Origin of the sequence: Pandoraea aquatica (genome assembly GCF_902459565.1) — a bacterium.
GTDB lineage: Bacteria > Pseudomonadota > Gammaproteobacteria > Burkholderiales > Burkholderiaceae > Pandoraea > Pandoraea aquatica.
In genome coordinates this window covers 549,045-562,215 of sequence record NZ_CABPSN010000001.1, presented here as the reverse complement: position 1 = coordinate 562,215, position 13,171 = coordinate 549,045, and the positions used below count along the sequence as shown (strand labels likewise).

The following is a 13,171-nucleotide window of genomic DNA, read 5'->3' as shown; positions in this document are numbered from 1 at the left end:
GCACCATGATGATCGAGATTCCGGGCGTATTCAGCCGCGACGAAGCGCGTGCCCTGTGCGAGCAATTGCAGGCGCAAACGTGGGTCGACGGCAAAGCGACGGCGGGCATGCAGTCGGCGCAGGCCAAGGAGAACCGGCAGTTGCCTGAGGACGACCCGTGGGGACGTCGTCTCGGCGACGAGATTCTGCGACGTCTGTCGCAGGATGCCGTGTTCATGTCGGCCGCGTTGCCGCGTCGGATCTATCCGCCGCTGTTCAACCGGTACGAAGGCGGCGAGGCGTTCGGCTATCACGTCGACAACGCCGTGCGCGGCATCAAGGGCGTGCGCGAACGGGTGCGCACGGACTTGTCCGCTACGCTCTTCCTCGCGGAGCCGGACAGCTACGACGGCGGCGAACTGGTGGTGCGCGACAGCTTCGGCGAGCGCGCCGTCAAGCTGCCAGCCGGTCACATGGTGCTTTACCCGGGCACGAGCGTGCACAAGGTCAATCCGGTCACGCGCGGCGTGCGGCTGGCGTCGTTCTTCTGGATCGAAAGTCTGGTGCGTGACGACGCCCAGCGCAGCGTGTTGTTCGACATGGACGTGGCGATTCAACGGATGACGCAGCAGGGGGCCGATCAGGTCTACGGCGAATCGCTGGTGCAGCTGACCGGCAGTTATCACAACCTGTTGCGGATGTGGGCGGACGTATAGCTGCAATGGGCCGCAATGAGCCGCGATGGCGGTGACTGCTGCCGCGCCCCGGCTGTCCGGTGCGTGCCGGACGGCCGTGTGCGGCCCAGTGTAAAGTAGCGGGCATGGATGCCTTGTTTCAGCCCGTTCAACCATTTCAGCCGTTCCGCAATGCCCCTTTGTACTGGCGCTCGACGCTCGTACCCGGAGGCGACATGCTCACGGCCGAATACAACGACCATACGTTCGCGCCGCACTGGCACGACACGTACACGTTCGCGTGCATCGTGGCCGGGGCGGAGCGCTATGCCTATCGAGGCGGCGAGCACGTGGCGGACGCCGGGTCGATCGCCATCATCCATCCCGGCGAAGTCCATACGGGCGCGCGGGAGACAGACTTCGGGTGGCGCTACCGCGTGTTCTACCTGCCGGTCGGCTTCGTGCAGGGCGTGCAACGTCAGTTGGAAAGTCCGCTGGAAGTGCCGATCGGACCGGCGTCGGTCGACGATGCGATGCCGTGGTTCGGCGAGCAGGTCATCTACGACGTGCAGGCCTTGGATCGGTTGCTCGAAGCGCACCGGCTGCTTCAGATCGGTGCCGATCCGCTGCTGGCTGAAAGCGTGCTGATCGACGCCGTGTCGATGATGCTGGTCCGTCACGCGCAGGCGAGTGTGCCGACGCTGACCATGCATCGCGACGCCGTGCGCGTCGAGACGATGAAGGCGCGTCTGTCGGCGGATCTCACCGAATCGCTATCGCTCACGGCACTCGCCGAAGCCGTCGATCTTTCGCCGTTCCATGCGGCGCGCCTGTTCTCGCGCGAGACCGGGCTCGCGCCGCATGCGTGGCGCAATCAGTTGCGTCTCGTGCGTGCGTTGCCCGCATTGCGCGCCGGGGCCTCGGCGACCGACGTCGCGCTCGCACAGGGGTTTAACGACCTGTCGCACTTCACCCGGTACTTCCGTCGCGCGTTCGGCGTGTCGCCCGGGAAGTGGAGCGTCGGGCCGGGGGCGTAACCTCGGTCGCAGGGGCGCTTGCAACTTCATGCGTGGCTTCATGCACCCACGTCAGAAAATCCCGTAACGGTCTCGATTTGTCGGCATCGCGCGGCACGAGCGTGACGTAGGTCGCGCCGTCGGCCTGAATGTCCGGAAACGGCATGACGAGGCGACCGGCAGCCAGTTCGCGATCGAGCGTCGGTGTGCAGCCGATGCCCAGCCCCAGCCCATCTACAACCGCCTGCAGACTCACGTGATAGTGGTCGAAGCGATGGAATCGCACCGGCCGAAGCGCGGGCACACCGGCAACGCTCAACCAGTCTTCCCAGGCACCGACGCGCGTTTGCGTGGCGACAAACGTGTGCTTCGCCAGATCCTTCAGCCGTCGTAACGGGAGCGCTTCCAGCAGCGAGGGCGCGGCCACGACGCTCGCGCGTTCGGAGAACAACAGCGTTCTCTCGTAAGGCTGCCATTCGGGACGCGGCGGCGGATCGCGCCGGATGGCGACGTCGAACCCGCCGCGAAATGCCGGATCGGCCCCGCTCGAGGTGGTGACGACCACCTGCACATCCGGGTGAGCCGCATGGAACGTGGGCAGCCGCGCGATCAGCCAGTGCATGGCAAGCGTCGTCTGCGCGTTGACGCGTACCACGCGCGTTTGCGGTGCTTTACCGAAGCGCAGCGCCGCGTCGCCAATGAGGTCGAACGCGGCGCTGATCTCTGCGGCGAATGCCCGCGCGTGGTCCGTCGCGACATTGCGCTGGCCCTGACGGACGAACAACGTTTGCCCCAGCCACTCTTCGAGCAAGGCGATCTGACGGCTCACGGCACCATGTGTGATCGACAATTCCTGCGCGGCGGCGCTGAGGCTCTCGGCGCGTGCGGCGGTTTCGAAAACACGCAGGGCATGCAACGGCGGTAGTTGGCGCGACATGTTGGGGCTCTGAAAGGCGACGTCGTCAATGAACTGTGACTTTTTATCACAGAAGGGCGGCGAATTCGTCGATGGTGTGAGCATGCATCATGCTTTATCGTCGCGGCTAGGGTTCACGCTGCCTGAGAGAGCTTGATACTTAGAGAGCTTGATACTTAGAGGGCTTGATACTTAGACGGCTCGATAGCGTGAAGGGATCGGTAAATCGCGAGGCACGGATGTTGGCAGGATTCTTGGCGGGACACGCGTGGGGCATGGTCATGATCGCCATCGTCGGAACGGCGGCGGGGGCGGTCAGCGGGGTGGTCGGCACGGGATCGTCGATGATGCTGCTGCCGGTGCTGGTGTACACGTACGGCCCGAAACAGGCGGTGCCGATCATGGCGGTTGCGGCCATCGTCGGCAATCTCTCGAAGGTGGTGGCGTGGTGGCGCGAGATCGACTGGCGCGCCGTGCTCGCCTACTCGGTGCCGGGTGCACCGGCGGCCGCCCTCGGTGCGAAGACACTCTGGAGCCTCCCGTCGACCGCCGTCGATATCGCGCTGGGGGCGTTCTTTATCGCCATGGTGCCGACCCGTCATTTCCTTCGACGCCATCAGTGGCGTCTGACGCTGTGGCAACTGGCGGCGGTGGGCGCGGTGATCGGCTTTCTGACGGGCATCGTGCTGTCGACGGGGCCGCTCAGCGTTCCGGCATTCGCCGCGTACGGCTTGTCGGGCGGTGCGTTCCTCGGCGCTGAGTCGGCCAGCTCCGTCTTCATCTACGTCGCCAAGGTGCTGATGTTCTCAGGGCTGGGTGCGCTGCCGCCCGAAGCCTGGGCCAATGGCCTGATCGTCGGCATGACGCTGATGCTGGGCACCATGCTTGGCAAGCGCTTCGTCCTCGGCATTACGCCGAGCGTCTTCCAGCGCTTGCTCGATACGATGCTGATCGTCTCCGGCGGCGTGATGTTGAGTGCGGCGTGGCGATGAGTTGAGTGAGGGCGCTTCGAGCCTCAGGAAGGTGTCGCACCAGCCTCATCAAGCAGCCAATCCGAGAACGTGCGAATCGGTCCGTGAGCCAATGCGAGCGGCTCGGGTAGCACGAGACAGAAGTTCTTCGCCACAGCGCTGTCCTGCGGCCACGGCGCGACCAGACGGCCTTTCTCAAGCTCGGCCCCGACGTAAAGACGCGGCACCAGCGCCACGCCCAGACCTGCCAATGCGGCTTCGATCAGCATCGAGTGAAGGTCGTAACGCGCGCCTACGGCTGAGTTGGTCAGCATGATGCCGGTGCCCTGCGCGTAGTGCTGCCAGGCGTCCGGATTCTGGCGACGATGCAGACGCGGCAAGTCGTCCAGCGACGCGCCTTCCCCCGCACGGGCCAACAGCGACGGGCTGCACACCGGAATCAACACTTCTTCCAGCAGACGGTGTACGTGCATTCCGGCCCATGCCGGATGCTCGAAATGGATCGCCGCATCGAACCCGCTACCCGCCAGTAGGAAGGGCGCCATACATTCCGAGAGGTGGACGGTAATGTTCGGATGTTTATCCTGAAAGCGCGCCAACCGGGGGATGAGCCAGCGCGTGGCGAAAGTCGGTGTCGCGGCGATATCGAGACTCGCGCCCTCGGACGGTTGCCCCATCAGATACAGGCTGTCCCGCTCCAGCCGGTCCAGCGTTTCGCGCACCTGCGCGGCGTATCGCGCACCGTTGGGCAGCAAACGCACACGGTTGCCGATGCGCTCGAACAACGTCACGCCCAGAAAGTCCTCCAACCGTCCGATCTGACGACTGACGGCACCTTCGGTGCGGGCCAACTCGTCGGCAGCACGCGCGAAGCTCCCGTGTCGAGCAGCGGCCTCGAAGGCGAGTAGGGCGGAGTGGCTCGGGATCTTGCGTCGCATCTGGGTTCGGTCGGTGGGAGGGTAATGGTCGTCAGCTTGATTAAATATCACTGAAGACTGATCGGAAGTCGTTATGGACGTCGAAAACGCCAGATTAGCATTACGTTCATGCAATGAAAACGCACAAATCCCGCGCAAGTCACGCGCGAATGCTCAACCTCCGGGAGCGACGACACACCATGATCTACACCGTCGAGTGCACCTTCGCCGACGCTGCCAGCGAAGCCGAATGGAACGACTTCTACAGTCGCGAAAAGCTGCCCGCCCTAATTTCGGTGACGGGCTTTCAATCGTCACAACGATTCAAGGCCGTCACCGCGGGATGCCCCGTGTATCTCGCCATGCATACGGTCGACGGGTTGGACGTGCTGACCGGCGACGAATACCGCCAGAAAGGCGGCGGCAACTTCGCACGGTGGCAGCAACACATCACGGACTGGCATCGAAATCTGTACAGCGACATCGGCTTGGCCCCTGCCGTGCGGATGAGCGAGCGCCTGGCGCTCTGCGCGAGCGGACCCGAGCCGCTGATCGACATGGGGCTGAAGCCGATCGCCATGCAAGCGGTGGCGTTGGAGAAAGCGCCGGCGCACCGCTGGCTTGCCGTGGTGTCGGCGGACGAAGCCATGCGTCTCGCGGAGCCGCCGCAAGGCGTGCATCTCTACGTGCCGATGGGCGAACAACTTAATCGCAGCGAATTGTCCCGCTGAATGCCCCGCTGAGGCGCGCCGAATTTCGGCACGCGTAACTACCCGTTCAGGAGTCGCAAGATGTCTTTCCCCCACGTTCAGCACCTGCCGCGCCAGCAGATCGGCGACTTCACCGTGACAGCCATCAGCGACGGCTATCTCACGGCGAGTTTCGACTTCCTGTCGAACATCGACGCCGTCGACGCCGACAGCATCCAGCGTGCTGCCGGTGAATCCGATCCCGCTGTCATCCACATCAACTGCTACGTGGTGCAAGGCGGCGGACGCACTGTACTCATCGACAGCGGGGCGGGCGGCATCAAGCAATGGGGTGGCCATCTGAACGCAAATCTTCGGCATGCGGGCATCGCACCGGATGCCATCGACACAGTGCTGCTCACGCACGCACATCCGGATCATGTCGGAGGGTTGATGACGTCGGATGGACAGCGGGCGTTCCCGAACGCAGAGCTTGTCGTCAACGAGCGAGAGATGGCGTTTTGGCAGGACGATGCCAATCTAGCGCGCGCCAGTGAGCGGGCGCGGGGCAACTTCCAGATCGCGCGCGGCGTGTTCGACGGCTACCGCGAACAACTGCGCACCTTCAGCGGCGGTGAAGTGCTCCCCGGAATTCAGGCGATGTCGCTGCCCGGGCACACGGAAGGCCACACCGGCTTTCTCGTCGAATCGCGTGAGGCGGGGTTGCTCGTCTGGGGCGACATCGTGCACTTCCCGCATATCCAGATCCAGCGGCCCGACGTCACGATTGCGTTCGATCAGGATGCGTCGCTCGCAGCGATAACCCGCTCGCGGTTGCTCGATAGCGTCAGCGCTGACGGCGTGCTGATCGCAGGGATGCATCTGGGCGAACCCGGCTTCGCGAGGATTCGTCGTGCGAAGGGCGCGTACGGTCTCGCGTACGAGACCGATAGGTGATGCGTCAGGCCCGTGCCATCCTCGCCGCGACGAGGTTCACCGCCAACCCGAGCGTCATGGCGACGCCGCCCACGACGAACAGCAGCGAGTAGTTACCGGACGTCGCCGCGAAGAGGAACGACAGCCCGTACGCAGCGCCTGCCTGAAAGGTGGCGAAGCTGGTCGTCGCGGTGCTCCACGCGCCTTTCTGCGAGGCGGGATGATGGGCGAGGAGTTCGTTCACACGGCCGAGAACCAACGGCACGATGCCCGGCGTGAATGCGCCCATCACCATGCTGGAGACGATCAGCGCAGGCAGTCCGAGGCCAAGCACGGGCAGGATCACGGCGAACATCTGCGCGACGTACGCGACCCGCAAGGCTCGCGCAAAGCCAATGCGATCGGCGAGGTGCCCGACGAAGAGCGGACCGACAATGGCCCCCAGTCCGTACAGCACCCAGTAATTCGCGCCCGCGTCGAGTCCTTTGCCCAGCCCGCGTGCCACGTAATCCACCAGGAAGATCATGTGCGGCACCAGCGCTACGGCGTTCAGCGCGTATTCGATGTAGAGCGAGCGCAGCGTGATCGGGGCGGCTGGGCGATGTTTCGGATGCGCGGCCGTCGCTGCTGCCGCTGGGGCACTCGCTGGCCAGCCGCGCCATGCGACGACTGTCAGGACCAGCGACAACACGCCCAACCCGATCCACGTTTGCGCGAGTCCCTGGCGCAGCAGCAGCGGCACGAGCGTGCCCGATGCGGCGATTCCCAACCCAAGGCCCGCGAAGATCGCGCCGCTCACGATGCCACGTCGCGACGGTGTGACGTGTGCGAGCACGGACGGCGCGGCAATCACCATCAACACGCCGCCCGCGAAGCCCGACACAAAACGCCACGCGAAGAACCACAGAAACGAGAGCGGCCACGCACAGGCGAAGAATGCCGCGACGACCAGCAGCATCATCACGCGCAGGATCGTCACGTTCGACGCATGACGCGACAGCACGCGAGCACCCAGCGCACCGGCGAGATAACCGCCGAGATTCGCGGCCCCCAGATACGCCGCCGTCGAGGGTGCGAACCAGTGCGCGCCGATGATCGCGGGCAGCAGGGCGGTGTAAGCGAAGCGGGCAAAGCCGATACCGATGAGACTCGCGCAGGCGGCGCAAAGCGTGGCGCGCCAGGCGTTGAAGGGGGCGGTCGATGTGCCGCCGAGGACTGCGTTGGACATGATGACTCCGGGGGACGCTGCGTCGCGCATCAACCGGCGCGGCGCGCAAAGGCGATGGAGTCAGTGTAGGTTGCTGCGGTGCGTCAGAGAACGGCTGTGCGTCGGAAGTCATTCTTCCGCACGGCGTACGAATCGGCGCGCATTTTGTCCGTCCAACGGGGCCGGTCACCCCTTAACGCTTGCCCGCCGCCAGCTTGTGCGCATGCGAGAAATGCTTGCGCAGACGCGGCACTGCGAAGTCCACGAACGCACGCACTTTGGGCACCGCCAGCCGTCCCTGTGGCGTGATGACGTGCACCGGCATCGGCGGATGCTCGTAGTTCTGGAGGATGATCTTCAACGTCCCGCGCTCCAGTTCGTCGACGATGTGATACGAAAGCATGCGCGCCACGCCGTGCCCGGCCACGACCGATGCGATGGCCGCCCGGATCGAGTTGACGATCAGACGCGGCGTGAACTGCACGATCTGCGGCACGGTGCTGCGCCCCGTGGGCGGGAAGCGCCACGAGTCGATGCCGAAGTACGTCATGGAAACGATGCGATGTTTCGACAGATCGGCAGGCGTCTCGATGGGCGGGTGCGAGGCGAGATATTCGGGGGAAGCGGCGATGATGCGTCGCACTTCTCCCACCTGCGTCGCCACCAGCGACGAGTCGGGCAGGTGCGCCACGCGTACCGCCACATCGACGCCTTCGTCGATCAGGTTCACCGGCAGGTCGCTCATTTGCAGACGGACCACGACGTCGGGGTAGCGCTCGATGAACGCTTCGGCGATCTCGCGCATGAACGTCTCACCCGCGGCGAGCGACATGGAGACGGTCAGTTGTCCGCGCGGGGCAGAGCGCTCACCGGCGGCGATGACGTCGGCTTCGTCGAGGTCGAGCAGAATGCGCCGGCAGGCGGCCGCATACCGTTCTCCGGCGGCGCTCAGCTTGAGCGTGCGCGTGGTGCGATGGAGTAGCGCGGTGCCGGTGTGCGTCTCGAGATAGGCGATGGCGCGGCTCACGGCGGCCGCCGAGCGTCCGAGACGCCGGGCAGCGCCGGCGAGGCTGCCTTCGTCGACGGTGGCGACGAAGACCTTCATGGCGTCGATTCGGTCCATGAGCGATATGAGCGATAGATGAGGGCGAAGACGGCCAAGCGTACCCGAAACCCCCGAAACCGGCCAATGCGGCGACAATGGCGTGCGGATTTCCCGCCGGAGCCAGACACCATGCTGACGGTTCATCACCTGAACAACTCCCGCTCACAGCGCGTGCTGTGGATGCTTGAAGAGCTTGGGGTGCCGTACGATCTGAAACGCTACGAACGAGATCCCAGGACGATGCTTGCGCCGCCGGAACTGCGCCGCGTTCATCCCCTTGGAAAATCCCCCGTCATCACCGACGGCGATCTGACGCTGGCCGAATCGGGCGCGATCATCGAGTATCTGACCGACCGCTATGGGCAGGGGCGTCTCGCGCCGCCGCGCGACACGCCTGAGCGTCTGCGCTGGACGTACTGGTTGCATTACGCCGAAGGATCCGCGATGCCGCCGTTGCTGCTCAAGCTGGTCGCGCGGCGCATTGCCAGCGCGCCGATGCCGTTCTTCGTCCGGCCCATCGCACGCAAGATCAGCGGCACGCTGCAATCGAGTTTCGTCGATCCGCAACTGGCGCTGCATTTCGGGTATGTCAACGATGCCTTGACCAAAACCGGATGGTTCGTCGGCGACACCTTCAGCGCGGCCGATATTCAGATGAGTTTTCCGCTAGAGGCCGCTGCGGCACGTGGGGACGCGAAAGGTCGCTGGCCCGCCATTACCGATTTCCTCGAACGTATCCATGCTCGCGACGCCTATCAGCGTGCCTTGACGCGCGGCGGTCCTTACGAACTGCTAAGCTGATTGCCCGCCTGTGTCACACCACACATCCGCCAAACGTTATGAAAAATCCGATCGCTTCGTTGCTCGCCACCGCCGCCGTCTGCCTTGTCGCAACGGCGTCCGTCCATGCTGCCGAAGGCATGGCGCCGTTACCCGGCTCAGCGATTTCAGCGGCTGCCACCGAAGGGCTTGGGGCATCCGGCAGTGCTACGCCTGCTGTGCCCGCGTCCCAACTGGCCGCGAACAAGCAGGCCGTGCTGGCCTTCTATGAAGCGGGGCTGAACCGCAAGGACTTCGCTGCCGCGCGTCAGTATCTGGGCGACAAGTACATTCAGCACAATCCGAATGCGCCTGACGGTGTCGAGGGATTCGGCAAGTTCGTCGACTTCCTGCGCAAGAATCAGCCGGACTCGCACAGCGACATCGTGCGTGCATTTGCCGACGGCGACTTCGTCATCCTGCACGTGCGCAAGGTGCCGCATCCCGGCGATCTGCCGATTGCCATCGTCGACATCTTCCGTCTGGAGAAGGGCAAGATCGTCGAGCATTGGGACGTCTCGCAGCAAACGCCCGCGAAGACCGTCAGCGGCAATTCGATGTTCTGATGGCCGCTTTGGCGGCGCGCGGCGGCGCTAGCCGGGTGCGTCGCCGGAGAACAGACGTTTGCAGTGTTCGAGGTAAGCGGCTTCGTGTTCGCTCGTGAGCTGGACCACGCTGTTCCAGAGCCAGACCGGCGTGTCGATGGTCTTCGAGCGGTTGCGTTGCAGGTCGGTTAGCCACGCGTGGCAGGTGGCATCGTCCATTTGCCGCGCGTGTGCGTGACCGACGACACCGCCGAGGTACTGCGCCACTTCGGAGGCGTCGTGCTGCGTGAGGGTGTCGATCTCCAGCTTCAGGTCCTGCGGTAGCAGCTCGCGAATCACGATGGAGCGATCCATCAGACGCGCTGCGCGCATGCGCTCGCCAAGCGACGGCGACAGATGCCGCGCACCGGTGACGACACGCTCGGCATTGTCGCGCGGCATGCGAACGCCCGCGTAGCGAGGTGCGGCCGCCTTCACGCCTTCTTTCAGGTCCATGAGACAGAGGTCGTCGCCTTGCACGACGCCACCGTCCACGTCGAGCAACACGGCGTAGCGCAGACGCCCGAGCGAGCTGCATCCCTTTACCCAGTAGGCGGCATCGAGCACTTCGACGGTGCCGTCGTTGGGGCGTCCGCGCAACGACGTGGCCAGACTGGCGATGGTGTCGAGCTGAAACAACGCGTCGATCTGCTTTTGCTCCGTCGCGCTGAGTGGCCAGAAGCGTCTGCCCAGCGGAATCTTTGGACGGATGTCCTCGATGCGCTCCAGCGCCAGATGCTTCCACGAGCGTTTGACCGCACGCCGCATGATCAGATCGACGATCTCCGGGCGCTCGTCCTGTCGCTTCGCGTTGTGCGACTTGCCACGCCCCTTGTCGGCCTTCGTGCCACGCGATTTGCCGCGCTTCGGATCGTCCTTGCCGTCGCCTCGCTCAAACGCTGCCATATAGCCATGCGTGAGCGCTTCGAGCATGTGGATGATGGTCAGCCCGGAGAGCGCCGAACCGCGTGCGGCGCTGGCCAGCGACAGGCCGAGGCGGATGAGATCGTGCACGGGGTTGCCGATGACGGTCTGGTCGAGATCGCGAATCAACACGTCGACGTGCCCGTGGGCGTCCGCGAGCGGGCCGAGATTGCCGGTGTGACAGTCGCCGCAAATCCAGATCGCGGGGCCTTGCGGCAGATTGACGTCGGCTTCGTCCAGCCATTCGTAGAATCGCGCGGTGCTGCCCCGCACATACGCATGGGGTGATCGCGCCATCTTGCGATCACGCTCACGCGTGAGTCGTTCCAACCGAGCCTTCGGTGTGGCCCACTGCTTGTTCTTGCCAGCTTTGACGCGCTTGCCGTTCGCCATTCGACGCTCCCTGAGGGCGCGTCGCGCCGACCACGCAGACGGCCGGACGCGATGCAATGCAGCCAGTGTCGGGCAAACGTTGCCTCAATGGCAAGCGGCAAGGTCGCCTTAGTGGCAAGCGGCGAGCGTCCTGACGACATCGGCAAGCGACGTCGTGCCACGTCGCGGTGTGCCCTCGAACGTCATCCAACCCTCGTTGAAGCCGTCGAGCATTTGCATGCGCGGCGTGGGGTAGCGCATGCCCTGTGCAAGGAATCGGGCTTCCCATTCGTCGCGGGCGATGACTTGCGCGGCGACGTCGCGGCCGAGTGCGTGACCCAGCGTCTTCGCCAGCAAGTCGGGCGAGACGAGTTCGGGCCCGCACAACTCGACGACGCGCTTACTCTCCCACGGTTCGCGGAGCAAATGAGCGGCGGTCGTGCCGACGTCGGCGGTGGCGACCATCGGGATCGCCCGGTCGAGCGGCGACAGGTAGCTCTCCAGCACGCCGTCGGTGCGGGCGCGTGCCACGTCCCACGCCGCGTTCTCCATAAACCATGCCGCGCGCAGGAACGTCACCTGCAGGTCGAGTGCGCCGAGGTGTTGTTCCAGCAGCGAGAGTTGAGACAGCAGGCTGGGCTGGGTGGCCTGCGCACCGACGGTCGACAGGCAGACCACGCGCGCCGGCCGGGCGGCCTGAAGTGCTTTGACGATCCCCGCGATATTGGCGCGCGACTCGGCGAAGTCGGGCGACGGATCGAAGTGTGGCGGCAACAGCACGAACACCCCGTGCGCACCGGTGAATGCGCGGGTGAGCGCGTCGGCGTCGGCCACATCGGCAACGGCGACGTCGCAGCCCCGGGCTTGCCATGCCGCGCCCTTGGCGGCACTGCGCACTACGGCGCGTACCTTCTCGCCCCGATCGAGCAGCGTTTGTGCGACGACACCGCCGACTTGTCCGGTAATTCCTGTAATGGCGTACATCTCGAATCCTTGAAGAGGTCGCGGTCCCTACCGCGCTGGTCGCTATTCTCGACAGATGTCGTGCATTTCGCGATAACATCAATGGCATTTGATTCATGCCAATTTGGCATCCGATGCTGGAGAGTGCGACGTGGCCGGATTCGATGAACGCATGCTCAACGGCATGAGCGTGTTCGTGGCGATTGTGGAGGCGGGCAGCTTTGCGGCCGCAGGCGAGCGGCTGGATATGTCGCAACCGGGTGTGAGTCGCGCCGTGTCGCGACTGGAGGGGCGGCTCGGCATCCGGCTTTTCGACCGGACGACGCGCGTGGTGTCGCTCACGGACGAAGGGCGTCGCTTCTACGCGCAGGTCACACCGCTACTTGCCGGTCTGGAGGATGCCGCAGCGACGGCGTCCGGCGGTGCCACGGCCGTGCGCGGGCGTCTGCGGGTGAATATCGATCCCTTCTTCTCGCGTCTGATTCTCGGGCCGAGTCTTGAGGCGTTCCTCACGCAACATCCGGCGTTGCACCTCGAACTGATCACGCGCGACAGTCTGGGCGACATGATTGCGGACGGCTTCGATCTGGCGGTGCGTTTCGGCGTGCCGCCCGACTCGACGCTCGTCGCGCGCAAACTGCTCGACACGCCGATTCTGACGGTCGCCGCCCCCGCCTACCTGAAGCGCTGTGGGCGGCCGCTCAAGCCGGAGGAACTGGCGTCGGACGCGCACACCTGCATCGAGTTTCGCGATCCGCGCACAGGACGTCCGTTCCCTTGGGAGTTTCATCGCAAACGCAAACGTCTGGTCGTGCCGACGAACGGGCGACTCGTCGTGAACGATGCGGGTACGCTACTTAGCGCCTGTCTGGCCGGTTACGGCGTTGCGCAGGTGATGGGCTTCGGCACGGAAAGCTGGCGTGAGAGCGGCCAACTCGTCGATCTGTTTCCAGACTGGCCGGACGAGCGGTTTCCACTCTACGCCTATCATCCGTCGCGTCATCATCCGCCCGCCAAGACGCGGGCGTTTCTCGACTTTGTGACGTCGCTTACGGCGAAGACCTAACGGCCATCCTCGCCACGAGCGACGTCGGATCGT

Annotated in this window: 14 protein-coding genes; 8 read left to right on the top strand and 6 right to left on the bottom strand. The window is 64.8% G+C overall.

What is annotated here, in order from left to right:
- Positions 1-5: 5 nt before the first annotated feature.
- Together PAQ31011_RS02360 and PAQ31011_RS02355 are read left to right on the top strand one after the other, a co-directional pair.
- Positions 6-695 (top strand): Fe2+-dependent dioxygenase, encoded by a 690-nt coding sequence (locus tag PAQ31011_RS02360; RefSeq protein ID WP_150574301.1) that lies wholly within the window; start codon positions 6-8, stop codon positions 693-695.
- Between the two features lie 194 nt (positions 696-889).
- Positions 890-1,690, top strand: coding sequence for a helix-turn-helix transcriptional regulator (locus PAQ31011_RS02355; protein WP_246179299.1), 801 nt, complete (start codon positions 890-892; stop codon positions 1,688-1,690).
- Here PAQ31011_RS02355 and PAQ31011_RS02350 read toward each other — a convergent pair.
- Positions 1,623-2,606, bottom strand: a complete 984-nt coding sequence (locus tag PAQ31011_RS02350) for a LysR substrate-binding domain-containing protein (protein WP_150574299.1) — start codon at positions 2,604-2,606, stop codon at positions 1,623-1,625. The genes PAQ31011_RS02355 and PAQ31011_RS02350 overlap by 68 nt on opposite strands.
- A 218-nt stretch (positions 2,607-2,824) precedes the next feature.
- Between PAQ31011_RS02350 and PAQ31011_RS02345 the strand changes: the two genes are divergently transcribed.
- Positions 2,825-3,577, top strand: coding sequence for a sulfite exporter TauE/SafE family protein (locus PAQ31011_RS02345; RefSeq protein WP_246179298.1), 753 nt, complete (start codon positions 2,825-2,827; stop codon positions 3,575-3,577).
- Positions 3,578-3,600: 23 nt separating this feature from the next.
- Here the strand turns inward: PAQ31011_RS02345 and PAQ31011_RS02340 are convergent, their stop codons facing one another.
- Positions 3,601-4,494: a LysR substrate-binding domain-containing protein gene (locus PAQ31011_RS02340; protein WP_150574298.1), complete on the bottom strand. Its 894-nt coding sequence runs from the start codon at positions 4,492-4,494 to the stop codon at positions 3,601-3,603.
- Positions 4,495-4,673: 179 nt separating this feature from the next.
- Between PAQ31011_RS02340 and PAQ31011_RS02335 the strand changes: the two genes are divergently transcribed.
- Together PAQ31011_RS02335 and PAQ31011_RS02330 are read left to right on the top strand one after the other, a co-directional pair.
- Entirely contained in the window at positions 4,674-5,204 is a 531-nt protein-coding gene (locus tag PAQ31011_RS02335; RefSeq protein WP_150574297.1) for a sugar ABC transporter, read from the top strand.
- 60 nt (positions 5,205-5,264) lie between these two features.
- Positions 5,265-6,119, top strand: a complete 855-nt coding sequence (locus PAQ31011_RS02330; protein ID WP_150574296.1) for an MBL fold metallo-hydrolase — start codon at positions 5,265-5,267, stop codon at positions 6,117-6,119.
- A gap of 4 nt (positions 6,120-6,123) precedes the next feature.
- Here PAQ31011_RS02330 and PAQ31011_RS02325 read toward each other — a convergent pair whose 3' ends face one another.
- Both PAQ31011_RS02325 and PAQ31011_RS02320 read right to left on the bottom strand, forming a co-directional pair.
- The gene (locus PAQ31011_RS02325; protein WP_150574295.1) at positions 6,124-7,326 is read right to left on the bottom strand and encodes a YbfB/YjiJ family MFS transporter; all 1,203 of its coding nucleotides are present in this window, start codon (positions 7,324-7,326) and stop codon (positions 6,124-6,126) included.
- A 172-nt stretch (positions 7,327-7,498) separates the two neighbouring features.
- Positions 7,499-8,428, bottom strand: a complete 930-nt coding sequence (locus tag PAQ31011_RS02320) for a LysR family transcriptional regulator (RefSeq protein WP_150574294.1) — start codon at positions 8,426-8,428, stop codon at positions 7,499-7,501.
- Between the two features lie 111 nt (positions 8,429-8,539).
- Here PAQ31011_RS02320 and PAQ31011_RS02315 point away from each other — a divergent pair, with 111 nt between their 5' ends.
- Positions 8,540-9,211 (top strand): glutathione S-transferase, encoded by a 672-nt coding sequence (locus PAQ31011_RS02315; protein WP_150574293.1) that lies wholly within the window; start codon positions 8,540-8,542, stop codon positions 9,209-9,211.
- A 119-nt stretch (positions 9,212-9,330) separates the two neighbouring features.
- Positions 9,331-9,795, top strand: a complete 465-nt coding sequence (locus PAQ31011_RS02310) for a nuclear transport factor 2 family protein (RefSeq protein ID WP_150808821.1) — start codon at positions 9,331-9,333, stop codon at positions 9,793-9,795.
- A 27-nt stretch (positions 9,796-9,822) separates the two neighbouring features.
- Here PAQ31011_RS02310 and PAQ31011_RS02305 read toward each other — a convergent pair whose 3' ends face one another.
- Both PAQ31011_RS02305 and PAQ31011_RS02300 read right to left on the bottom strand, forming a co-directional pair.
- On the bottom strand, positions 9,823-11,187 hold the full coding sequence (locus PAQ31011_RS02305; protein WP_150574291.1) for a DUF2252 family protein: 1,365 nt from the start codon (positions 11,185-11,187) through the stop codon (positions 9,823-9,825).
- Positions 11,188-11,238: 51 nt separating this feature from the next.
- A complete protein-coding gene (locus PAQ31011_RS02300; protein ID WP_150574290.1) occupies positions 11,239-12,093 on the bottom strand; it encodes an NAD(P)H-binding protein in 855 nt (284 codons plus the stop codon).
- A gap of 130 nt (positions 12,094-12,223) precedes the next feature.
- On the opposite strand from PAQ31011_RS02300, the gene PAQ31011_RS02295 reads away from it, so the two are divergent.
- The gene (locus tag PAQ31011_RS02295; RefSeq protein ID WP_246179297.1) at positions 12,224-13,138 is read left to right on the top strand and encodes a LysR family transcriptional regulator; all 915 of its coding nucleotides are present in this window, start codon (positions 12,224-12,226) and stop codon (positions 13,136-13,138) included.
- Positions 13,139-13,171: the final 33 nt, after the last annotated feature.